Annotated in this window: 15 protein-coding genes; 5 read left to right on the top strand and 10 right to left on the bottom strand. The window is 44.2% G+C overall.

The genetic code is table 11. The annotated features are described in order from the left end of the window. Positions 1-7 precede the first annotated feature (7 nt). The 3 genes from P2W83_RS07835 to P2W83_RS07845 all read right to left on the bottom strand — a co-directional run bounded on the left by P2W83_RS07835 (position 8) and on the right by P2W83_RS07845 (position 3,719). Positions 8-1,960 (bottom strand): alpha-1,4-glucan--maltose-1-phosphate maltosyltransferase, encoded by a 1,953-nt coding sequence (locus tag P2W83_RS07835; RefSeq protein WP_276133159.1) that lies wholly within the window; start codon positions 1,958-1,960, stop codon positions 8-10. 206 nt (positions 1,961-2,166) lie between these two features. Further along, positions 2,167-2,685 carry a DUF4402 domain-containing protein gene (locus P2W83_RS07840; protein WP_276133160.1) on the bottom strand — a complete coding sequence of 173 codons (519 nt, stop codon included), beginning with the start codon at positions 2,683-2,685 and terminating at the stop codon, positions 2,167-2,169. A 122-nt stretch (positions 2,686-2,807) separates the two neighbouring features. Continuing rightward, positions 2,808-3,719: a dimethylarginine dimethylaminohydrolase family protein gene (locus tag P2W83_RS07845; RefSeq protein WP_276133161.1), complete on the bottom strand. Its 912-nt coding sequence runs from the start codon at positions 3,717-3,719 to the stop codon at positions 2,808-2,810. A gap of 241 nt (positions 3,720-3,960) precedes the next feature. Between P2W83_RS07845 and P2W83_RS07850 the strand changes: the two genes are divergently transcribed. Further along, positions 3,961-5,778: an agmatine deiminase family protein gene (locus P2W83_RS07850; protein ID WP_276133162.1), complete on the top strand. Its 1,818-nt coding sequence runs from the start codon at positions 3,961-3,963 to the stop codon at positions 5,776-5,778. Between the two features lie 50 nt (positions 5,779-5,828). On the opposite strand, the gene P2W83_RS07855 is transcribed toward P2W83_RS07850, so the two are convergent. After that, a complete protein-coding gene (locus P2W83_RS07855) occupies positions 5,829-7,652 on the bottom strand; it encodes a sensor histidine kinase (protein WP_276133163.1) in 1,824 nt (607 codons plus the stop codon). Positions 7,653-7,691: 39 nt separating this feature from the next. Next, the gene (locus tag P2W83_RS07860; RefSeq protein WP_276133164.1) at positions 7,692-10,241 is read right to left on the bottom strand and encodes a BamA/TamA family outer membrane protein; all 2,550 of its coding nucleotides are present in this window, start codon (positions 10,239-10,241) and stop codon (positions 7,692-7,694) included. Between the two features lie 431 nt (positions 10,242-10,672). On the opposite strand from P2W83_RS07860, the gene P2W83_RS07865 reads away from it, so the two are divergent. After that, a complete protein-coding gene (locus tag P2W83_RS07865; RefSeq protein WP_276133165.1) occupies positions 10,673-13,738 on the top strand; it encodes a glycosyltransferase family 117 protein in 3,066 nt (1,021 codons plus the stop codon). Between the two features lie 119 nt (positions 13,739-13,857). Here the strand turns inward: P2W83_RS07865 and P2W83_RS07870 are convergent, their stop codons facing one another. The 5 genes from P2W83_RS07870 to P2W83_RS07890 are packed head-to-tail and all read right to left on the bottom strand — an operon-like array spanning position 13,858 to position 21,642. Then, complete coding sequence (locus P2W83_RS07870) at positions 13,858-14,961, bottom strand: adenylate/guanylate cyclase domain-containing protein (RefSeq protein ID WP_276133166.1); 1,104 nt, start codon at positions 14,959-14,961, stop codon at positions 13,858-13,860. Then, positions 14,958-17,006 carry a polyphosphate kinase 1 gene (gene ppk1, locus P2W83_RS07875; protein WP_276133167.1) on the bottom strand — a complete coding sequence of 683 codons (2,049 nt, stop codon included), beginning with the start codon at positions 17,004-17,006 and terminating at the stop codon, positions 14,958-14,960. The genes P2W83_RS07870 and ppk1 overlap by 4 nt, the downstream gene beginning before the upstream one ends. 3 nt (positions 17,007-17,009) lie before the next feature. Continuing rightward, positions 17,010-18,251 (bottom strand): Pycsar system effector family protein, encoded by a 1,242-nt coding sequence (locus P2W83_RS07880; RefSeq protein WP_276133168.1) that lies wholly within the window; start codon positions 18,249-18,251, stop codon positions 17,010-17,012. Between the two features lie 2 nt (positions 18,252-18,253). Beyond that, the gene (locus tag P2W83_RS07885) at positions 18,254-20,854 is read right to left on the bottom strand and encodes a BamA/TamA family outer membrane protein (protein ID WP_276133169.1); all 2,601 of its coding nucleotides are present in this window, start codon (positions 20,852-20,854) and stop codon (positions 18,254-18,256) included. Next, the gene (locus P2W83_RS07890) at positions 20,851-21,642 is read right to left on the bottom strand and encodes an SdiA-regulated domain-containing protein (RefSeq protein WP_276133170.1); all 792 of its coding nucleotides are present in this window, start codon (positions 21,640-21,642) and stop codon (positions 20,851-20,853) included. Before P2W83_RS07890 ends, P2W83_RS07885 begins: the two co-directional genes overlap by 4 nt. 292 nt (positions 21,643-21,934) lie before the next feature. On the opposite strand from P2W83_RS07890, the gene P2W83_RS07895 reads away from it, so the two are divergent. From P2W83_RS07895 to P2W83_RS07905, 3 genes are all read left to right on the top strand, one after another. Beyond that, positions 21,935-22,720: a tyrosine-protein phosphatase gene (locus P2W83_RS07895; protein ID WP_276133171.1), complete on the top strand. Its 786-nt coding sequence runs from the start codon at positions 21,935-21,937 to the stop codon at positions 22,718-22,720. A 184-nt stretch (positions 22,721-22,904) separates the two neighbouring features. After that, positions 22,905-23,393 carry a hypothetical protein gene (locus P2W83_RS07900; RefSeq protein ID WP_276133172.1) on the top strand — a complete coding sequence of 163 codons (489 nt, stop codon included), beginning with the start codon at positions 22,905-22,907 and terminating at the stop codon, positions 23,391-23,393. A 5-nt stretch (positions 23,394-23,398) separates the two neighbouring features. Continuing rightward, on the top strand, positions 23,399-23,884 hold the full coding sequence (locus P2W83_RS07905) for a UpxY family transcription antiterminator (RefSeq protein ID WP_276133173.1): 486 nt from the start codon (positions 23,399-23,401) through the stop codon (positions 23,882-23,884). The last annotated feature ends 10 nt before the right edge of the window (positions 23,885-23,894 follow it).

Below are 23,894 nucleotides of genomic sequence, written 5' to 3' on the forward strand. Positions count from 1 at the left end.
CCTTCCTTTAATTATAGTCTACTTTAAAAACGTGCGCGGGCATTTCGTAAGGGTTTAGTTCTACGTAGTTCCATTCACCCTGCCATTGGTAACTATCCCCACTTAACAGGTCTGATACATTATATGCCCGATCCGTAGGTATGTTCAATTTTTCCAGCGGCACCTTTACCATAGCACTGTGGGTGTTATGAGGATCAAGATTTACAGCTATAAGTAGGGTGTTGCCGGTTGACATATCCCGTTTTCCATAGCAAATGATCTGTTCGCTTGTCGTTTCCGCCAGTTCGATATTCCAGGTGCTATGTAGAGCCGGGTTTTCTTTTCGTATGCCATTGATGCGCGTAATGATCTCGCGGATGCGCGTATATTCTTCCCAGTTCCAGTGTTTTACTTCATACTTCTCATTATCTATATACTCTTCCTTGCCGGGCATGGGAGTTGTCATTCCATATTCATACACTGGCCCGTACAGACCGTAGTTGGATGATAGCGTAGCGGCCAGGAGCAGCCGGAGTATATGCGCGTTTTCTCCACCGTGTGTCAGGTGCGGCGGAAGTATATCCGGCGTATTGGGCCAAAAATTCGGACGGAAATAATAGCGCTTATCAGTTTTCGTCAGTTCGGTCATGTACTCCTCTAGCTCTTTCTTACTTTCTCTCCAGGTGAAGTAAGTATACGACTGGTTGAACCCTGCTTTCGCTAGGCGTTCCATTACGCGCGGTCTTGTAAAAGCTTCAGCAAGAAATATTATATCAGGGCTTTCTTTCCTGATAGCCGGTATTACCCATTCCCAAAAACTTAACGATTTTGTATGTGGGTTATCCACTCTAAATACATTGATGCCATTTTCGATCCAGAAATCGAAAACGCTTTTCAACTCTTGCCAGAGATTTTCCCAGTCGTCTGTTTCGAAATTGAACGGCAGTATGTCCTCATATTTTTTAGGCGGATTTTCGGCGTATTGTACCGTGCCGTCTGGCCGCCATTTGAACCACTGAGGGTGTAGGGTGACATAAGGATGATCGGGCGCACACTGGAAAGCAATATCCATTGCGATCTCGATGTCGAATTTCTTTGCGGCCTTTATGAGTGCTTTCAATTCCTTGACCGTGCCCAACTCGGGGTGGATGGTTTTATGTCCGCCCAGTTTTGAGCCAATGGCCCAAGGTGAACCTGGATCATCGGGTTTGGCTGTTAGTGCATTATTGCGACCCTTACGCTTTTCCTCGCCTATTGGATGAATGGGTGGAAAATACAGAGTATCGAATCCCATCTTCGCAATACGAGGCAATAGCTGTTCAACATCTTTGAACGTACCATGCTTGCCTGGTTCTTTTGCTGTCGATCGTGGGAATAATTCATACCAGGCGCTGAAACCCGCTTTTTTTCTTTCTACTTCTATATCAAGTATTTGAGGAAAAACTGTTGTTGTCTCCTTGCTGCGGAAGTGGCGCATTATCTCCTCCACGCTATGGCGGGCAACCAGTTCAACAGCATCATGGCTGTTAGACGCTTTTATAGCTTCCTCCCAGTTGACTAGTAATGTTTTTTCCTTGCCTTTAGCTTTTTTTTCCGCTTCAGAAATAATGTTCGCTCCAATCTCCAATTCTAACATAACATCTTGTCCGGCAGCTATTTTCTTTAGCAAGCCTTTTTTCCAGGTAGCAAAATGATCGATCCATGCTAAAACCTGGAACTGGTAAAAACCGAGCTTTGGAGGAACAAATGAAAATTCCCAATGGTCGTTGTTAATGAGTCGCATCGGGAATTCTTTCCACACACGGTCGCCTTTAGCTTTTATCATTACACTTACCCCGATCTCGTCGTGCCCATCGCCGAAAATATTGGCGGAGATAACCACAGGTTCATCGATAACAGCTTTTGCAGGATACTTGCCGTTTTCAATTTGTGGTGACACGTCTATAATGACAACTCTCTTTTTGCCAGTGGCAGCGAGCATAGAAAAACGAAGCTTAATTGATTAATGATCGCAGGAACGGAGTCATCCCTGTAGAAATGATATTAAAAATATCGTTCCATAAAGCCGTGTCTGTATTGTCTAAGCCGCTGATAGCTAATTGCTGTCGGCGCAGGGATTAGACATATAGGGTATAAAAAGAAGAGCTGCCATTCGGCAGCCCCTCTTCAGAGAACTCATCTTACCTGCTAATTATATTGAACTGTTACCGTAAACCCCTGGCCGCTCGACTGATAGTTACCATCAGCCTGGTTAGGATTCACGGTCAGCGTTGCACCTATTTTTAAAGTTTGTTTGCCCGAGTTATCCAGCGAGCCGGCTATAGGAGTACTTATGAAATTGTTCACGGTCATATTATTCGAGCCGTTGTAAACCAGGAGCTGGCTCGGTACGGATATGGTATAAGTAAAAAGTGGAGCACCCGTTACCTCGAACATAGCTGCTTGTACTGTTCCCTGGTTAGCTGGCAACGAAACACCATTGGATGACGTACGTGTATTGTTTGTGGGATCCAGCACCACGGTTCCCCCGGCGCTGGCAGATACAGCAATGTTCCCGAAATTCAGATCGTTGATATTTGAAATGGCGATAGGCACTACAACTGTTGCTTTTGCGTGCGCATTAGCATTAGCATTTTGTGTTTGTGCGATGGATGATTGAATTGCACCAATCAAAAGAGCGGCGGAGAAAAACAGGGTCTTTTTCATCTCTTTTTTCAGATTGGATGCAAATTACTATGCCAGGCATCGATAACGTTTTTTCAGCAGGGTCTTTAACGCTGTGTTAACAAGCCAATTACAATTGATAAACAAAGTTTTTTTGGCAAATTCTAGTACATCATTTTCATGCAGAAAACGCTTCCGCCCGACTTCATGAATTCGCTTGTATCCAGCTCGGTAACTTCATAGCCTTCCTCTTTCAGTATTTGTAAGGTAACAGTGCTTCCTTTCTGCAGTATAGCGATCTTATGACCGTTCGCAATGAATGCGTGCGCATTCAGCGAGAAATATTTTACTGCCTCTTCCTCCGGTACCAGGTGTACTTTTTCAAATAATTGTTCAATGATCTTAAAGCCTGTGTCTGAAAATGCTGACCGGCATAGCATTACACTCGTTGCGGACAGCGGCACAAAGCAAGTATCCAGATGATAGAATTTAGGACTAACCAGTTCCAACGCCACTATCGGGGTGTCCAGCATGGCCGCCAGTTCTTGATAGGCCTCGAGACCCGTGCGATGGCCGTAGCCGCCATAAAGTAGTTTCTTTTGGGGGTGGGGAATCACATCGCCCATTCCTTCAAACAAGTCAGCGTTTTTAAAATGTAGCGGTTGAAAACCTTTGCCTGAAAAGAATTTTTCGAAATGTGGTACTTCGCGCTGGCGGGACTCGTGACGCATTTTGCTCATTATCACTACTTCCCGTCCATCTGCTTTGCGGTAAGGAAGCGTCTGGTTCGCGCAGAAAACCATGTCTTCGCAACCCATGGCACCCGGTATTACAGATACTTCATCCAGTACTTTTCGTTCTTTAAGGCCATCGTAGGTATTTTTTAAGCTGCTCCACTGCTCTTGTACCAGCTCTTTATTTGTTTGACCAATATTACCTGCCATGTGCACGTTCTTCTCGTCTATTATATCAAAGTGGTCAGGTGAGCAGAGTAGCACCCTGGTCGGGTCGTGGCGATCGCCTACTTCTGTTATCGAAAAGGGTACTGATTCTGTATATACTTTTGATTCGATCATTGGATGACTATGTTAGGTATAATGTAAACTGTTGGCCTGCAACAATTGTACTAATTATAGTTGGAGATTTACCGCAAAGATAAGAGTCGCTGGTTACCTGTTTATATGCCCTCGATATTGAGTTAAAGTCCGAAAATCCCGGTTTGTCAGAGGAAGGTCATGGTTTGTAAATAAAATATTATGGATTGAGTAACATGTACTAACTTCAGTTATAAACATATTTTTTACTCAAACTTATTTTATGAGGCGATTTGCACTCGTATCAGCTCTTAGTATACTTTCTCTTGGCGCTATGGCGCAACAACGCTGGCACATCATGCCGAGCCAGAAAGAGATCGACTTTCGCAAAATGAACCCTAAACCTGCTGCTACCACAGCCGCTAAAACAACCGCTGTATGGGAACTACCAGCGGGAGCACGATATCCGGGCGAGTTTGAGGAGTCGCAGGCAGTACTCCTGGCGTGGGTATATGACTACGTGCCACCTTATGCTGTTGATGTATCATCTTACTATGCAAACGCATGGGGCGATATGGCTGCTGCAATACAGGATGAATGCTCGGTATGGATACGCATAGAGCAGGGCGCAGATAGTAATACCATTAAGACATTCATGGCGAATAGGGGTACACCGCTCACCAACTACCGTTTCTACGTTGCAGCAGGCGACGATTTCTGGATACGCGATTTCGGACCGCTTTCATTTTATCACGGTTCCAATGACGACCTGGGTTTCCTGGATATGAACTACTACCCGGGCCGTGCTAATGATGATGTTTACCCGGATTTCCTGGCAAACCAGCTGGGTATTACGAATGTACGTACCAGCCTATATGCCGAAGGTGGTAACTATATCACCGATGGTTTAGGAACATCTTTCCATAGCGATCGCATTCACAAGATAAATACCGTTGATAACCCCTGGACCCTTCAACAGGTAAAGGATACCGTTAAACGCGTATGGGCTTCAAACGCAGTGGTTACCACACCTGAACTAAAATGTGACGGCGGTACGGGCCACAACGATATGTTCATGAAACTGATGGACGAACAGACTTTTGCCATCATGGAGTACCCTAACACAGTTACAGCCACCGATTACACAACCATCCAGAATGTGATCAACCAGCTAATAGCGTTAAAAACTCCATACAATACTGCATATCGCATTTTTAAACTGCCAATGCCTACCCAGGATAACGGAACTACTTTGAAAACCTGTTCCTCTATTGATGGGGATGCACGCACTTTTGTAAATGGCACTACGGTGAATAAAACCTATATAATGCCTTCATACTCTGATGGTTCCAGCGGGAACCAACAAGGCGACCAGGATGCCATCAATATTTTTAAAAAGAATGCTCCGGGTTACAAAGTTGTTCCTATTGACGCTCGCGGACTTACAGTGTTGGGTGGTGCCATCCACTGCGTAAATATGCAGATACCCGCCGACAATCCTATCCACTTCTGGCATCCGCCTGTTATTGACCTGCAACCTAAACAGGACAATTACCACATTGTTTCCAAGATCACTAACAGGAGCGGTATTGCAACGGCGAAATGCCTTTGGAGAATGAAAGGCGCTGCTTCGTGGAATACGATCAACCTTACCGACAGCTCAGGCTACTGGATAGGGGACATTTCAGGTACATTCAATCATCCGGATGTTGTAGAGTATTACCTGACTGCGACGAGCAATAATGGTAAAACTATGACCAAACCCATCACTGCACCTTCCGGTGGTTATTACACTTTCTACCTGAAGTGGGCTGCTTCGGTATATGAGCTGGACAAAGACAGGAACTTTGTGTTAAATCCTCTACCTAACCCAACAACTGGTGTTTTTGACATTCCTGTATCGTTTGAAACTGAAATGCACCTCGAAGCGCAGATTACCGATGTGTTTGGTAAAAAAATAAACGCGGCAGATTTTGGTACACGTGAGCGTGGCATGAACAAGCTAAAAATTGACATTACAGAATTGCCAACGGGTATGTATTTCATACAGGTGATCGCTAACGGCCAGGTTGCCGATACAAAACGTATAGTAAAGCAATAGGTTAAATAATAAAGAGTTTGTACAACAGCGCACTCCTTGGGTGCGCTGTTTTATTTGTTGGGAATGACGATATTGAATGTTGCACCCACGCCAGGCTCGCCATTGGCCCATATGATGCCTTTATGGTTCTCTACAATTTTCTTGCAAATGGCCAAGCCTATCCCGGTACCTTCGTAATCTACCTTGCCGTGCAAGCGCTGAAATAGCTGGAACATTTTTTCGGCATAAACGTTCTCAAATCCGATACCGTTATCTTCCAGGGTGATCTTCAGGTATCTTCCTGTGCGTGGCAAGGGCAGTTTTGCCGCTTCGGTTGCAGTCAGATATTTACTTCTGATCGTTATTACCGGAGGCACATCTGGTTTGGAAAACTTGAGCGAGTTGTTGATCAGGTTGAGAAACAACTGGCGAAACTGCTTCGGATTAATATAGGCAGCTGGTAGGTCTTCTGCATCTATGCGCGCATTCTTATCTTTTATTTTCAGGTCCAGATCCTGCGTGGCTTCGTGAAGTACCTCTTGCAGGCTGTAGCGCTCGAACTTGACGTTCTGCGAGATGACCGAGAGCGATAGCAGATCTTCTATCATAGATTGCATGCGCGAGGCGGCGCCTACAATACGCTCAAAAAAAGTTTTGGCTTTGGGAGATAAGTTGTCTTTCTCGGTTTCGGCTATCATGCCGCTAAAGGTGATGATCTTTCGAAGGGGTTCCCGAAGGTCGTGGCTGGCTACATAGGCAAATTCTTCGAGGTTGGAGTTTGACTGTTCCAGCTGCAGGTTTTTTTGCTGAAGCACGTTTTCTGACTCGATCTGCGAAGTGATATCGCGAACATACAGTAAAACGCTACGCACCCGCTTGTTGTTTACTACCGGCATCGCCGATATAAGAATATTGATCGTTTTCCCGTTGATTGCCAGCGAAGATTCCACATTGACCACATTGATACCTTTCAATGCTTTTTTATAGGCGTCTGTAAAACTGGCCGCATGTTCGGGAATCGAATGATTAAGAAGTTCCTGAAACTTCAGCCGGTGAATGTTCTTTTTTTCAAATTTTAGCAGATCCACGCCGGCCTGGTTGATATACGTCAAGTGCCCGGTATCGGATATGCTGATGACCGTAACCGGCAACTCGTCCAGCAACAAGTCATTATTTACGAGTTCAGAAATGCTGAATAACCGGTACTGCTGAAGGGCAATAGCAGAGGCTGCAGAAAGAAAGGTAAGAAATGACGAAGTGATGGGAACGGCTGGCCGGTTAAGTACAAGCGGAAAGATAGCTTGCGTAATGACGCCCGCGACAACTGGTATTCCTAACCCTATAGCGATAATAAATGCCTGTGTACGTAGCAGCTTGTCCTCGCGCACTTTGTAGGCATAATAAAATAACAGGATAGAAGCCAGTAATGAAAGCGATACTATCCAATACACCATCACCATATCTGCCGGGGCTTTATCGTGGTAATTAACCCAGCCCCAAAAATGGAGCAGCCAGAATTTGTGTTCATACATATGTGCCTGGTACATGCCCATGAAAGCAAACGCCGGCAAGTAAAGTAGGGCGATGATCCATCGGGACACGTAAGTAAAACGGGTATACAACAATGAGAAATGAAGACACAATGGCCCCGTAAATATCCAGCCGGGACTAAGAATGCAATCCCATTTATCAGCTTGTTCAGCACTAACAGTGATACGGGCGCCAGCATCATTGAATTGCCAGAATGCGGCACTCAATGTAAACGCCGCGAAAACATTAATGAGCTTGTTTCGCGGGAAAGTGGCTAGTATGTATATTACTAACACAATACTGATAAGCCCTGGTATGAAAGCTGCCAGGAAACCTGCCATATTGTGAAGTGAGAATTCGAACATGCGGCGTCTGCTTCTTTGATTTGATAAGGTGTGGTTTTTTTAGAATGGATTAATATCACGTGTTAGGCGCAAGGTAAACCGGCTGCCGTCTTCCGAGAAAGCATATGTCGCAGTGGCCTTCACCAGGTTGAAGGGCGAAAGAATAACACCACCGCCGTAAGTAAAGTGCCATTTATCTGAGTCTTCGCCATCCAGCCATACCCGTCCATTATCCATTAATGCAAGCACGCCCACCTTTCCGTTCATGATCTTCCATCGCACATCTTTTATCCACTGCAATTCGTTGTCGTTATAAAAGGCAATATTGCCGCGAAAGCGATCTCTTCTGAGGCCGCGTATTGTTCTGCTACCACCTACAGTTGGCAACTGGTAAAATTCGGGATCTCCTTCGACCTCGGTTCCTGCTGCAACCATTGCAAGTGAGAGGTCCCAAAAGAGCGGAATATAAAGCTGAACGCCACCATTGATGCGGGCAAATGACCTTTCTGTATGCGCCAGGTTGTGCAGGTAAGAGCCACTGGCGAAGAATCCGACACCTTTCGTTGGCACCATGATATCATCCACATCTGTAAACGCATAGTTGAGAGTGCCGCCTGCATAATAATGGCGCTCATACAATTCCAATCCGTTTGGTACAACCGTTGTTTCCAGGAAGCGGTCTCTGTCACGTATTATTTTTATCGCCTGCATCAAGGGGGTGATCCATAATTCATGGGCCGTGCCAAATTTGCGATTTAAGCCAACGCTAAAAAGTATCTCGCTATTGCGTACCCGATAGTAGTTTGCATCGTCTATTGTCCGGTCAGTTTCATTGCCTAGACCAAAAAAATTTGTCCAGCGCACCGCATCGTAGTCGGCCACAATTTCTGTGTTCCATTTGCCTGGGAATTGATAGAAAGTTCCACGATATGTGGCGCCAATGGCATTCTGAGTTAGCGAGTACCGACCAAGGAAATACTGTTCGTGTGCCGGAGCCTTGCGCCATTTATTTTCTACTATTTTATAACCCAGACCTACGTGAAACCTATCTGCATTGTTATAAAAAAAGATGGGCTTTATCCCGCTTTTGTCGTACTCGTAAAAGTAGTATCGGTAAGCATTAATAGCAGTATCATCTGATAATTTCAGTTTGGTTTCAGAAGAAGTCACTATTGCATTGCCGGGATTATCATACACGATGGTTTTTTGTGGTGATCCTGTACTTCCAACCTTTGACCAATCGGAGATCGAATCCTTACCGAGGCCACCGATCACACGAACTTTTATGCCTTTTTCTACCCGCCCCTCCAATTCAAATATATCATTTCCTGAAATGCCGTATAGGCGGATCTCTTTGGTCTCACGGGTCAGGAACTTTCTGCTGTATGTGGGTGTGGTTGATAGGTCGCCCTGGTTGCCAATTTTAAAGACTTCTACTACTGTTTCGCTATCACTTAACCGCGATACCTGGAATTTTTCGTTCTGGTAAGTTCCGGGGATGTCTACTTCCTCAGCAAGAAACAAGTAATAATCTCGCGCATAATTATGTAACGCATCGCGCCTGCTTTTGACTTTTGCTGTAATATCCTTTCCGGATATCGCATATATCTCTGGCGGGAGCCGGCTAATATTTTCGTCGATAACTTCATCGGTTAGTGCTTGCTGCACATCTGCTGCAGCTTGCATCCAGTCGCCAAGTGTTGTTAGATTAGCCATTCGTCGGTCAAGGTCCCTGGCCGGGAATCCGAAGCCTTTTACATCTTTGAGCTTATGGTCGAAAGTTTGGTGATGATCTTTGGCTGCAACACGGAGCGCAGCACCGTCAAATTTGGTGAAGGTCTGATCCCTATCCCGGGGTATCGGTTCATAAATAGTTTTGTCACCTTTTTTTGTTTTTCCCCAGCGCCACTGGTCTTCGTGGCGGCCCCAGTCGCCAATGACTATGTCAAAAAGGCGCGACCGTATATACTGCTGCTGGTCGACCGAGGCATCATTGTCTTCAAGCAGTTCATCCAGCACCTTCTCTGTACTTATAATATTAGATGAGTTTGCAAAATCTTCTTCAGTTTCCCAGTTTCCATCGGGGCGTTGTTCAAACAGGTAAATATCGTCGGCGTACTCATCATTGAACTGTCCCAAAGCTGGTTGTTTTGGCAAATAGCCAATAATAGGGTTGGTATGGTAAATGTTTGCTGCTTCGGCCATTCCGGCCACCGTCAGGGCTCCATATGGTTGTGCGGAAGACACCTGGTCGTCAACGACTCTTTCTACAAAAGTGCCGCGGTATATTTCGTCGATGGCCTTACCATAGGTCTTATCAACGCTGCGCAGCACGTATTCTCTTCCAGCCTTGTCGTGTAGTTTAAGGGTCTTGGTCTGCCGGCCACCACCTTCTTCATAAGGAGTTACGCCGCCGCCTAATTGGTCAAGGTGTAGTACAGGTAAGGTAACGGGAGTAAGCCAGTCTCGACGGTAATGTTCGCCGAACAACCACTTGAAATACTTTGCACGTTGGTATTGTGTTCCTGCTGCTATAGTTATAGAGTCGGCCGTTTTCTTGACCGTAGTGACACGCTGCGCTTTTACTGGCAAGCATGCCAGCAAAAGCATAATGCACTGTAAACTAATGAGGTAGTTTCGGGTAAACTTTGATAAAGTCACAGCTGATATATTGACGTCTTACCATGCGTAAAAATCCTGCCAATAAATACACCTCGTTGTAAACCACAAGCCTGCCCTTGGCTATATGGGGTATTTGTTGTATATTTGTTATCGTAATGATAGGCGCTGCAATAACATTCGCTATAGCATTGAATAATTCGGCTGGCTGGCTAGCTGAAAAAACACTAAAAATGACCAACAAAAACTAACAGATTCAATGCATAATCCTTGCTGGTAGCTGCTTCGGCCGAGTAACAATCTTTAGTTATCCTTCATCTGGTTGTTACAACCCTTAAAAGAAAGTTAAACCGCTAACAAGCCTTGCAAGTTTTATATTACCTTTTCAAATCCAATTATTTAGGTGTTAAACCTTAAACTGTATGAACTATCGTAAGATCAACAACCTTGTTGGCTGGGCAACATTTACCATTGCTACCAGCGTATACCTTGCAACAATGGAACCCACTACCAGCTTTTGGGATTGTGGGGAATTCATATCCTGTGCATACAAGGTAGAGGTGGGTCACTCTCCCGGCGCTCCTATGTTTATGCTGATACAGAGGCTGTTTGCTATGATGGCAGGAGGCAATGTGGAAAATGTAGCGGCCTTTGTCAATTCATGGTCGGCTATTGCCAGCGGATTAACCATCCTGTTTCTTTTCTGGACGATCACCCACTTTGCTAAACGACTGATTGCTAATGGCGAAGACAACCCAGGATCCAATGACACATCATTGATTATGGGTAGTGGCCTTGTTGGCGCACTGTCTTATACCTTTTCTGATACTTTCTGGTTCTCAGCAGTGGAAGCTGAGGTCTATGCAACATCCTCACTCTTTACCGCACTGGTTTTCTGGGCGATACTAAAGTGGGAACATATAGCTGACCAAAAATATGCTGACCGCTGGCTGGTGCTGATCGCTTATATTATCGGTATTTCGGTTGGTATCCACTTACTAAACTTGCTAGCTATCCCTGCCTTGGCCATGGTATATTACTTCCGTAAACATACCGCTTCAGTTCGTGGTGGCATCATTGCTTTTGTTGCAGGCTGTGTAATACTGGGTTTTGTGCAATTCGGCGTGTTGCAGGGCATTCCAACGCTGGCCTCAAAATTTGAATTGTTGTTTGTCAACAGTTTTGGGTTGCCTTTCGATTCTGGCGCCTGGACATTTATAGTGCTGCTGGTGGCTGCAATGGTTTTGGCCTTACGTTATTTTAAGAAAAAGGCTATGTACCATGCTCATGTGGCTACGCTCTGCCTGATATTTATCATTATAGGATTTTCCAGTTACCTCACGGCTATTGTTCGATCGCGTGCTGATGTGCCGGTGGACATGACCAATCCCGACAATGCATTAAGCCTCACCTCTTATATACAGCGTGAGCAATTCATTCAGCAGCCGCTGCTGTTCGGGCCTGATTTTACCAGCCAGCCGAACAGTACCAGCGAAGATGGCTTTCAATATGCGCGTACTGAAAAAGATGGCAAGGACCATTACGAGGTTGTTGGTACCAAACTTAAATACGAATACGATCCTTCTGATAAACGATTCTTTCCGCGTATCTGGAGCGGCGACGGTAATCACGCCCGTTTTTATCGCCACTACCTGGGCCTTGCAGACGGTGAACGTCCAGCTACGGCTGACAACTTTAAGTTCTTTTTTGGTTATCAATTCAACTGGATGTGGTGGCGCTACTTTATGTGGAACTATGCTGGTCGCCAGAACGATATAGAAGGCCAGACAGAAGCGAAGAACGGCAACTGGATGACGGGCATCAAGCCATTTGATAAGGGAGTGTTGGGTATTGGCGACATCGACAAAATGAGCAAAGGCTATCGTGACAACCCCGCACGCAACCAGTTGTACCTGCTTCCATTCATCCTCGGCGTTTTAGGATTGATCTACCATTTCCGCCGTAATAAACCTGATGCAATAGTAACCCTGGTGCTCTTCTTCTTTACAGGTATTGCCATTGCTATCTATTTAAATATGTCGCCATTACAGCCTCGTGAGCGTGACTATGCATTTGCCGGTTCAACCTACGGATTTGCGATATGGATCGGCTTGGGCGTGCTAATGGTATACGACCTGTTGAGAAAAGCTGTAAAAGGTCCTGCGGGTATTTATGTCACTGTACTTCTTTGCCTGCTTGCAGTGCCTGCGCTGATGGCAAAAGAAGAATGGAACGACCACGATCGCTCGAAGAAAACACTAGCCCGGGCTATTGCATGGAACACGCTGAATTCCTGCGCGCCCAATGCTATCCTGTTTACCTATGGTGATAACGATACCTACCCCTTATGGTATCTGCAGGAAGTAGAAGGCGTGCGAAAAGATGTCAGGCTCATCAATACCAGCCTGCTGGGTATCGATTGGTATATAGATCAGTTGAATTATAGAGTGAACGATGCAGATGCAGTGCCGATGATCTGGAAGAAGAAGGATTATCTCGGTGATAAAGGAAGCTACCTCAGGTATTATAAGTCGCCACAGATACCGCAGGACAAGTTTTTCAACCTTGTAGACATTCTGAAATTCACAACAAGCGATAACAATAGTGATAAAATGAACTTTGGTGGACCCGGACTGGAAAACTATTATCCCACGAAAAACTACTTCCTGCCCGGACTTCCTACGAGTGAATTGGTTAGCAAAGGCCTGTTGAAAGCAGGAGATACGACTAACCTGGTCAACGAGGTGAAATTCACGTTTACCAAAGACATAGCCTATAAGCCTAATCTAGCCATGTTAAATATTATTGCCGCAGTTGCGCAGGAAGGCTGGAAACGGCCTATTTACTTTGGCGACGTGATAAGCGGTGATAACTTTGATGGTATGGGAGACTACGTGCAACTGGAAGGTATAGTTTTCAGGTTGATGCCATATAGGACCAATGTGCCGGCCTCAGCCATGCAGGAGATCGGGTCAGTGAATACCGACAAGAGTAACGACCTGTTCGTGAACAAGTACATCTGGGGCAATGCACAGCGCAACGACGTGTACTTCGACTCGAAGAGTAAACTTGCATTCCTCGCCTACAGGTTATCTGCCGGACGTACTGCAGCTGCACTTACAGCACAGGGTAGAAAACAAGAAGCTATCGCTTTGCTGGATCATGTAGTGAAAAATATCTCTGAAGAATCTTACTACTATGACGCGACCACCTATTACCTGGCTGTGGGTTATTACCAGGCTGGAGCTATTGAAAAAGGTCGTCAACTGGCAAAAAAGATCGCTCAAAATGCAGAGGATGATATTAATTATATAATGTCGCTGAGCGATGAAAAACGCGAAGACTTGGAGCCAGATATAAACCAGGATCTGTCTATCATGAATGCGTTGCGCCATTCGGCAAAGTCAGCTGGGGATACTGTAACCGAAGCTGAGCTATCGAAAAAGATCACGCTGTACAACAACGGGCAGGCTATGCCAGGGATGTAATGCGGAAGATGATATTTGTCGGCGCCATGTCGTTAACAGCGGCTTGGCGCTGATCATTTTTAGACCACATTCTACGGAAAAGATCATGACTACCTGGTTGTGCAGATGTAGGAATTACGCTAGATTTTTAATGAAAAGAGTTCGATCTGCGCGCTTTTACCTTTAAGTTCTATATAGCCCAGGCTTTCACATTGCCAGTTCTTCAGCTTTATGGCGTCACTAAAGTCTTTCGACACAATAAACTTCTGATGTAGTTCGCTACATGCCGTGCGTATACGTGCGGCAGTGTTCATGGTATCGCCACTCATTGCAAGGTCGCGCTTCAGAACACCGATCTCGCCTACCGTCACCTCACCCAGGTGTATGCCTACCCTAAATTCCGGGGTCATACCGTACCGTCGCTTAAACTTCTCTGCGTTCTTCTGCAAAGATTTCCTGGCTTCCAGCAAGGCGTTGAGCGATTTTTGGATGTTCTGTTCGTTATATACCCACGATACTACAATTTCATCGCCTACGTATTGATAGATACGGCCGTTGTATTCAAGTAGCGCAGTGGATACATAATAGATGAAATCCCTGATGAATCGGAAGTATTGCGGGTGACCTAATTTTTCGGCAGTAGGAGTAGAATCCTTCAGGTCAAGGAACATGACAATGCGTTTTTCGATACGTGGGCGAATGTATTTACCCAAAAGAATGTCTACGAAGATGCCAGGCGAATATTTTTCATTGATCTCTATAAAAATCTGGGTGACCACGAATATGATCATCCACGCAATGTTGTTGTTCCAAAACCACGGGGTTAATGACGAGTCGGCCAGGAAATTATATAGAGCTTGTAGCAACGATACCCGCAACACCACCAGCGAATAAGAGAAGTGCAACAAGAAGTTCATAAGTATAGAAGCCAGCAATAGAATGGCCGTTTTGAGTATGAGGTTGGCCCAAAGCGGATAATTCCGGAACATTTGCTTTAGACGGAACACCAGCAGATAACCCATTACCAGGCTCATGTAAAACTCTATGCAGATACGCAGAATGACGGCTGTTGGATTGAGTATCTGGAATGAAGAGTCGTACTTCGAACCGAAGGGCATTTGCATATACCTAACCCATAACAAAACGTCCAGCACGGTCCATATCAAAGCAATGAAGAATACCCATTTATAACGGTATTTTCTTATCGCAGATATCCGGTGTCCTATGGTGTTATAGAGTTTCATCGGTTATTCTTCAGATACTCGTATATCGACTGTTGTGCATTTATTACTTCAGTTTTTTCGGTAAGTGGTTTTACTTGTTCCATCTCAGGTGTCAGGTATACAGATTTATCGTTGTCTTTCCATTGAAGGTCGAAATAATTCAGCAATTGCTTAGCGCATTCATTGTTAATGATAGGTGTACACACCTCAATGCGATGTCGAAGGTTTCTTGTCATCCAGTCTGCAGAGCCCATGACGACAGTAGCACGTTCTCCAGTTCCAAAAATAAACAAGCGAGTATGTTCCAAATATCTGTCTACTATTCGTTTAACAGTTATATTCTCGCTCTTGACTTTTAAGCCTGGCACCAGGCAACAAATACTCCTTACAATAAGCTCAACTTTGACACCTGCATTAGAAGCATTGTATAACTGGTCGATCATGTATGGTTCTTCCAGGTTGTTGAGCTTGATGCGTACAAGACCAGGCTCGCCTCTTTTTACTTTCTTTATTTCCTTGTCTATCAACTTGACAAAACGTTCCATCATGTTGAACTGCGAAACATACAGCACATCAAATTTCAGAGTATGGTTTTCCCGGGGTATCTGTCTCGCCTGCAGAAAGTGAAACAACATCAGCAGTTCACTATTGATCAGTGGATCTGACGTGAGCAAGGCATGATCGGTGTAAAACCGGGCGGTTACCTCGTTGAAATTGCCCGTGCTAAGTATGGAGTATACTCTATCTGCATCTAAATGCTTCTTTATGACCAGTGCTATTTTCGAGTGTACTTTGATCTGTGGGATGCTATATATGATCTTTACACCGGCATCCTTCATCTGTTTGCTCCAGTAAATGTTGTTGGCCTCATCAAAACGGGCTTTCAGCTCAATAAAGGCAGTGACCTTTTTGCCGTTCTTCGCTGCGCTGATCAGTGCATTTACTATATGCGAATCCGCCGCTACACGGTATAGCGTGATGTATATCTCTGTGACGCCAGGATCAATAGCTGCCTGGTTGAAGAAAGCCAGTATGGTGTTGTACGAATCATAGGGCAGGTGAAGCAATAGCTCCTGCTCATCCAGTGTATTAAACACGTCTGCATAAGAGCGAAGTGCTGGCAATACCAGTGAACTTTGTTTTGGATAGCTCTGTCCTTTGATGATCTCCGTTAATGAAGCCAGGTCGCGGAGATTATGGTACTTGCCGCCTACAAACATCTCCTCGTGACGAATATTGTAATTGGTAGCTATAAACAATTGAATGTTATTTGGCATGCCCCGCTCAAACAAGAAGCGTGAGGGTGGACCATAATCTCTTTTCTTCAACTGCTTTTCGACCTTCTTCAATAGGTTACCTGCATATTCATCTGCGAGGTTCAACTCTGCATCCCGGTTGAACTTGATACTATAGCAACCGGCTATTTCAAAACCAGGGAATATGAACTGAATATTTTCCCTAATGATGTCATCGATGAATATAATGTGATCTTTATTGTCTACAGGGGAGAGATTAAAAAATCTCGGCAGTCTATCTGATGGAATATTTACAATACTATGAAAGAGACTATCATCATCTTTCTTTTTTAATACTACTATCAGGTATAGCTTATTGTTTTCTGGTGCAAAGCTCTCCCGGACATCATTATTGAGTAAGACCGGCTGAATAAATGACAATACCCTGGAAAGGAATATTTCGCGGATCTCATCTTTATGTTCGGGAAGTATTTCTGTGTCGTAATAAAGTATGGTGCCGGAATTTTCAAGCTCAGGCAGTATCTCATGCGTGAGGATCTTTCCGAATTCTTCCAACTGATGTTCGATGGATATCTGGATTTCCTCTGTCAGTTCTTTATCAACATGATCAAAGTGTTTTCGCCGGGTTTTTGCACTTAGCCTCGCTATAGCCAAGATCGCTGGGTAACGGACTCTGAAGAATTCGTCAAGGTTTGAAGAAAAAATAGATAGGAACTTGATGCGCTCCAGCAAGGGCACATCTGCACAGGATGCTTCTTTTAGCACCCTGTGGTTGAAACCCAGCCAGCTCAAGTCCCTGTTGTACTGCATTAGTTACAGTGGCGGTGTAGATGGTGAAGAAATAATGGTGGTATTGGAGGGCTCGTGAAGTGCTACTGCCAGCCCAAAAGCAATTACGGAAACTATGATACCTACCATGAATACATTGTAAGCTGCCCGGATCAACCGGTATTTGCGCCCCAGCACCATTCCGAGCTGGTGTATGTCTTGTATGAGAGAACCATAGAGGTAATCCTTATCCTTCATCATAGTACCCATAGCCCATTGGTACTCCTCTAGCGACGACTTATAGAAATTGCCAAAGAATAGAAGATTGGTCCGTTTACTCATTATGTCATTTTTGCTGAATCGCCCTTGCGAGACTTTGGGGCGGGTAGCTAGTATGGCTAACACAATAGTGCTAACTGAGAAGAATAGAAATATGATTGTCGGTATGGTAAGATAGGTATCTACTTCGAGCCTACGTAGCAAAACTGAGAGTATTACTGATATGATAATTGAATTGACCGAGATCAGGATGTTGGCTTTGCCATCGGCCATGTTACTTAACTCCAGGTGATTTTCAGAAGTCAATCGGAGCATGGTTTGTATGCCGCGTGTAACAAGGCTGGTTTTTTGTTTGCCCTGCGTTTGAATATTTTTTTCGTCATCGAATATGGCATTGCTCGCATTCGCTGATGTTGCTTTCAGATACTTCTTTCGTGCTCGTTCGATGTTTTCCTGTTTGCCTTCATCTAGGAGCATTTTGCAGTAAGAGGTAAAGAATTGATGATTCTCAAGTATGTCAAGTGTATTTTTCTCCCAGTCGAATGTCAGGGTTTGGTAATTTCTTAGGTTGAGTTCTTTTTTGACGAGTTTGTTAGTTTTCTTAAAGTCCTTGGTCCCGAAGTGGTATGTATCGGCATCGCACATTATTTCCTGAAGCAGGTTTTTAGGTTCGCGCGGCATCCTAGTTGCCATTATACAGTCCTCTACTTCTTTGATAGATTCCTCGCTGGCATTTTCACCCTGCATAAAAATGCGCATGATCTCAACACTTTTATCTTCATGTTTGTCTATTTCTGCAAACAGGTGCCCTGTATCATGAAACCATGCTGCTATATAGATCACCTGCATTTCGTTGTCGGAAAGCTGGTAATGCGCGGCTATTTCTTTTGCCCGGTTCACTACATTTTGCGTGTGTTCCAGGTTATGAAACAGCAAATTAGGATGCGGGTATTCATCGAAGAGATTCTTAACGTAATCTTCAGCCTTTTGATATATGCTGTTGCTCATGTCTAAAAGATTAAGTTGAGTTTTGTGCCTAATGAAATATTGAAAAGGGTTTCTTCAGTCGATACGCCAACGGTGGCGCCGATTATCAACAGGTTGAAAGGTAGATAGTACAAACCGCCACCATAGGAATGATGCCATTTGTGCGACTGCTCATTTTGTAGCCATACCCGTCCGATGTCGTTGAACCCGATAACGCCGACTGCACCGGGCAGGATATAGGAATGAATATCTGCAAGCTTATAACGTAACTCTATGCTGTTGTATGCAAGTGATCTGCCAGAAAATCTGTTCTTCCTGAACCCGCGGAGGTAATTATTGGCGCCCAGGTTTAGCGCCTGGAAGTATTCAAAATTGTTGCTAAGTATATGACCACCACCAAATCGAATCAAAGATACCAATCTGTCATTTTTGAGCCACCCTTTGTATAAGGTCAGATCAGATCTTAAAACGGTAAATGGGTTACTGTGTTCAGATATGCCCTGTAGGTGCTGAAGTTCGGTTGTCCAATCTACGCCGTTGGTTGGAAATATCTTGTCTGTTATATTGTTGAGAGTGAGTGATATTCTTCCACCTAGGTAAGTTTTGATCGTGTATATATTGCTTGAGTCAAGTCCCACAACCTCTGGGTTTTCTATGATCTTTCCGAGATTATCGTCTTGCGTATTCCAGTAGTGATACGCACCTGGCCCTGCGGTGATCGTAAGTGTTTTCGTCGCATGTATGGATCCGAGCACATCTGCCGAAATGTATTTAAATCGCGTACGATAGTAGAACATGTCCTTTCCCGACTGCTTTTCGGTCTCATTACCCAAGCCGAAGAAATTAAACAACGCGGGATTTTGAAATTCAAAACGAGGTAACAGGTCAACCTTACCTAAGGCGTCAGTGAATGCTCCGCGGTACTTTATCTGATAGGCTTGGTTGCTAGGGGCGTATAAGAATGAAAGGTTGTTGTTAGTGGCAAATGGCTCTTTTTTGAATCCATAGGTTTCCAACTCGAAACCGAGGCCAACGAGAATTCCGTCATCGGCATTGTAGCCAGCAGTGAAGTAAGGAAACCGATGCTTGTCAGTATACCTGTATTCCAGGTAATTAAATTGATTTACAGCGGAATCGCCAGATAGATGCTTGTTGGTATTCTTTTCGTTAATAATGCTATTATGTTCTCCGGGATAGTCATAGATATGCTTTCTGTTAGTTCCTTGCAGGTCGTACATGTCGTTGCCCGGACCGCCGAGCAGACGTAGTTTGATCCGCCTTTGAGCGTTGGTATTTATCTCAAACCGATCGTTGCCATCCAATCCATATAACCGAAGCTCTTTTGTTACGTCGCTATCAAAGTGACGGGAGTAGATAAGTACTGGAGAAGCTTCATCGTTCGCAAAAACTTCTACCAGTAATCCCCCGTTGTCATCCGACAATCTAAATATCTCATTTTCGTTGCTACCCGTGATATTTACTCTTTTTGCTAAAAAATCATGGTATTTTAAGCCCTCCTTAAGTAGCAATTTCCGGCGGCTCTTTAGCTTCGAGATAATTTCTGCTCCAGATAGCTCATATACCTCGGGCGGAAGCTGTTGCACCGCATGTTCAATAACGCCATCTGTGATATTTGCCTGCATATCAGAGATCACTTCGGTCCATTCTTTTTTTTCTAATCCGTCGAGGAAAAAACGATCAAAATCGCGCGCAGAGTAGCCTAACCAGTTTATGTTCGGTATATTTTCGCGGAAGCCCTGGATGACTGGCAGACGTTTCCACGAAAGGTATCTTGGAACAAGGCCGTTGGAATAGAAGAAAGCTTGATCACGATCTCTTGGAACAGGATAATAGATCTTTTTTTTGCCAGAATTTCTTACTCCCCATCGCCATTGGTCTGAGTGACGGTCAAAGTCAGCGATAAGTATGTCAAGCATCCGGGCCGTTAGCACAGCACGTTGGTCTACCTGGTAGTCGTTTTTTGACTGCATGTTCGACATTACCTTGGAGGTATTTTTTGTCTCACTATTGTCGGTAGTAGCATCTTTTTCTTCAAGAATGCAGACCTTATTTGCAAAAAGTTTACGGTATTCACCAAAGGATGGATCATCGGCAATAAAATAGAACCTGTAACTGGATGATGGGACGTGTGCAGCCTGGGATAGAGCCGGAATTGCGAGTGGCGCATAAGGATGTGAGGCCGAGATCATGTCCTGGATAATACTCTCCGCCACAGAATGCCGGAAGTTTTCAGGAATCAATCCGGCTGCATCTTTATCAACTGTCCGCAGTTTCCACTCTTTGCCGGTTTTATCGATCATAGTAGCTGATAATGTTTGTTTACCGCCACCAAGCTCAGTAATCTTAAGTCCTCCCATTTCTTTGTTTAGATCAAATACTTTCAACCTAACAGGTGTAGACCATTCAGCTCTGTAGTTAGAGCCAAGCAGTAATTTCCGTAGACTGCCCGGATGTTGATATTGTACACTTGCAGGCACAAGAACCGAATCAGTACTTAGGTATACAGCTTTTGTCTGCTCTATAGCCGACAAGGGGTTAATAACCTGTCCGAAGCAGGTGAGGGTAAATGCGAATTGGAACGATATGATACAAGGTAGTTTCATTTGGTTCTTTTGTTATATCTGAATATCATAATGTTCGCTACGCCAATTTCAGCAGCCTCGTTCGATACGATCATATCCCCAGCTGGGGTAAAAGTGAGACCCTCCGGTTGTTTAAAGTCTGTCCGTGATAGTTTATATACTTTCTCAGTTGTTCCATTTCTATCGGCAACAACCAGTAGCTTGTTAACTGATGATATTATGTATAGTTCGTGCGTAATGGGGTGGATGGCAGCGGCTGAGGGTTTGAACTTGATAGATTTTTCGTGGATCATACCGGCGATGCGTTTTACATCTATTGAAAATGAACTATCGCTGTATTGCGATGTGTAAGGATCAAAAGAGTAAGTGCTCAATGCCTTTTTTTTGTCTGATTCGCAGTCCTTGCAAATCAGTATGATCTTCCTGATAAATGGATCATAGTAGATGATCTCAAACTCATTACCCTTTGTAGCCGGAAAAGAATATTCATTCAAGAATAGTGAGTCGGTTGATATGAATTTGAAGCCGAGAATATTTCCGTTACTTTTTAATACATAAAATACACTATCCAGTAGTAAAAGATCTTCAAAATCCGCTCCGTCTGCAAATTTCCATTTTTGGATAAGACCCGGTTTTTCAGGATAGATCTTATATAACCAGCCGCGCTCGTCGTTTATCGCGAGTATGCTTGTGTCTTTTGGATAAAATGCTACTCCGGAAATTTCGTCGAGTTCTATAGGTAGTTTATACACATAGGGTTTATCCAGGGCATACCGCTCCGGACTTTCAGATTCGTTATCGCTCATCATGCTACATCCACTGGTTAACAGCGTGAAAACCAGTACAATCAGCCGTAAAGGCCAAGTTACGGTCACGCTATAAGTATTTGTCATTGTTTGAAATAGCTTCTAAGCAGTACTATACAAATCTGTTGCCTAAAGCCGGTTTTTGAAAAATGCTAATGCTTTTGGTGCTGCAAACGAAATCATAAGGCAATTATTGGGAAAAAAAGTCTACACCTTTATCTTAGAGCAAGCGCAAAGGCAATAATCAATACCTTTGTTATTAGAGAAAGCACCATCTAATCGGATTGTATTGGCAATGAGCATCTTATCGAAATTATTCGGGTTTTCAAAAGACAAGGGAGCGTCTAGTGAGCAAGTGTCGGCTGCAACGACAGATTGGTCCTTCCTTGGTACTGATATGCACTCTCACCTTGTGCCGGGTGTTGATGATGGAGCTCAGACTGTTGAAGACAGCATTGTTCTGATCGAGAAGTTACAATCAATGGGCTTTAAAAGCCTGGTCACAACTCCGCATATTAAATACGACCATTACCCCAATTCGACAGCTACCATACAACAAGGATTAAAAGAACTTCGTCTTGCCCTAGCCGAGCGCAACATTGATATGCCGATACAGGCTGCTGCTGAATACTATATCGATAATCATTTCATGGACCTCCTGGAAGCTAAGGAATTGATGACAGTTACTGATAACCAGGTGCTTGTTGAGATATCATTCATGGTAGAACCTATGAGATTTCACGATATCCTGTTCCAGATACAAATGGCCGGTTACCGTCCTATCCTGGCTCACCCTGAACGTTACGGTTTTTATCACGGCAAGCCAGATGCGTACCGAGAGCTGAAAAATCGCGGTTGCCTGCTGCAATTGAATGTACTGGCATTGACTGGCTACTATGGGAAACCAGTAAAACTGGCCGCGGAAAAGAATCTTAAAGAAGGACTTTATTCTTACTGTGGTACTGATATGCACCATGTTAAGCATGCAGATATTATATATGGCATGATGAGCTCTGGTATAGCCGGCGAGCTACAACGCTATCCTTTCCTCAACTCGAAGCTGGCGCCGAGCGTTATCTGATCTATTATTTTTTAATTTCTTGTATTTTTCTGGGAAAACATTGTATTTTTTCAACGAATTTGAGTAAGTATTTTACTCATTGTTGAATAGTCAGCTGTGACTGACTGAGGCGAAGCCATGCCCTCAATTTACTATCTACATGCTTGAAACGCTGATATCTTCGCGAACACGCATAAAGCTGCTGATGAGATTCTTTTTGAATCCGGGCACTACAGCTTACTTGCGCGGGCTTGCTGAAGAGTTTAATGAAAGCACCAACTCGATTCGTATAGAGCTGAACCGCTTCGAGGAAGCAGGGATGCTCTTGTCTGAGAGCAGGGGAAATAAGAAGATGTACATGGCCAACAGGACTTATCCCCTATTGAGTGATCTTCATCGGATCCTGCTTAAGTATATTGGAATAGACCGTGTGATAGAAGTGGTGATAGATAGGATGGGGCAGCTTGATAGGATGTACCTTGCCGGCGATTATGCCAAAGGCAAGGATACAGGTATCATTGACCTGGTGTTCGTTGGTAATGTTGACAAAGTATACCTGATAAACCTGGTGAGTAAGGCTGAAAAGCTTGTGGATAGAAAGTTGCGGTTTCTGACTTATGAAGCTGAGGAGTGGGAGAAGCTAATGCCCGCACACGATAAAGAAAAATATTTACTCCTTTGGGAAAATAAATAGAAAGAATGCCCTGGTACGTACTCTATACAAAACCAAGAAACGAGAAGAAAGTGGCCGAATTGCTGACTGCAAAAGGCATTGAAGTGTATTGTCCGGTGAAAGAAGAAATACGCCAATGGAGCGATCGTAAAAAGAAAGTTCTTGAGCCTGTATTCTCCTCTTATATTTTTGTTCAGTTGAATGACTATAAAGAAGAGCACCTGCCAGTGTTGATCACCCCGGGAAGCGTTCGCTTTTTGTGGTGGAACAAAAAACCTGGCGTGGTGCAGGATAAAGAAATACAGGCAATAAAAGAATTCCTGAACAATTATAAGGGAGCCGAAATAAATATTGAAGTCACCAAAGGGCAGGAAGTGACAATAAGCGAAGGACCTTTGAAAGACACGTCGGGTACCGTTTTGCAGGTGAAAGGAAATAAAGTATACCTATTGGTAAAAACTCTTTCAATAAGCCTGGTCGCCACAGTTCCAATACAATCATTAAAACCCTAAATGTCGCTTT

Source organism: Polluticoccus soli (genome assembly GCF_029269745.1).
GTDB lineage: Bacteria > Bacteroidota > Bacteroidia > Chitinophagales > Chitinophagaceae > Polluticoccus > Polluticoccus soli.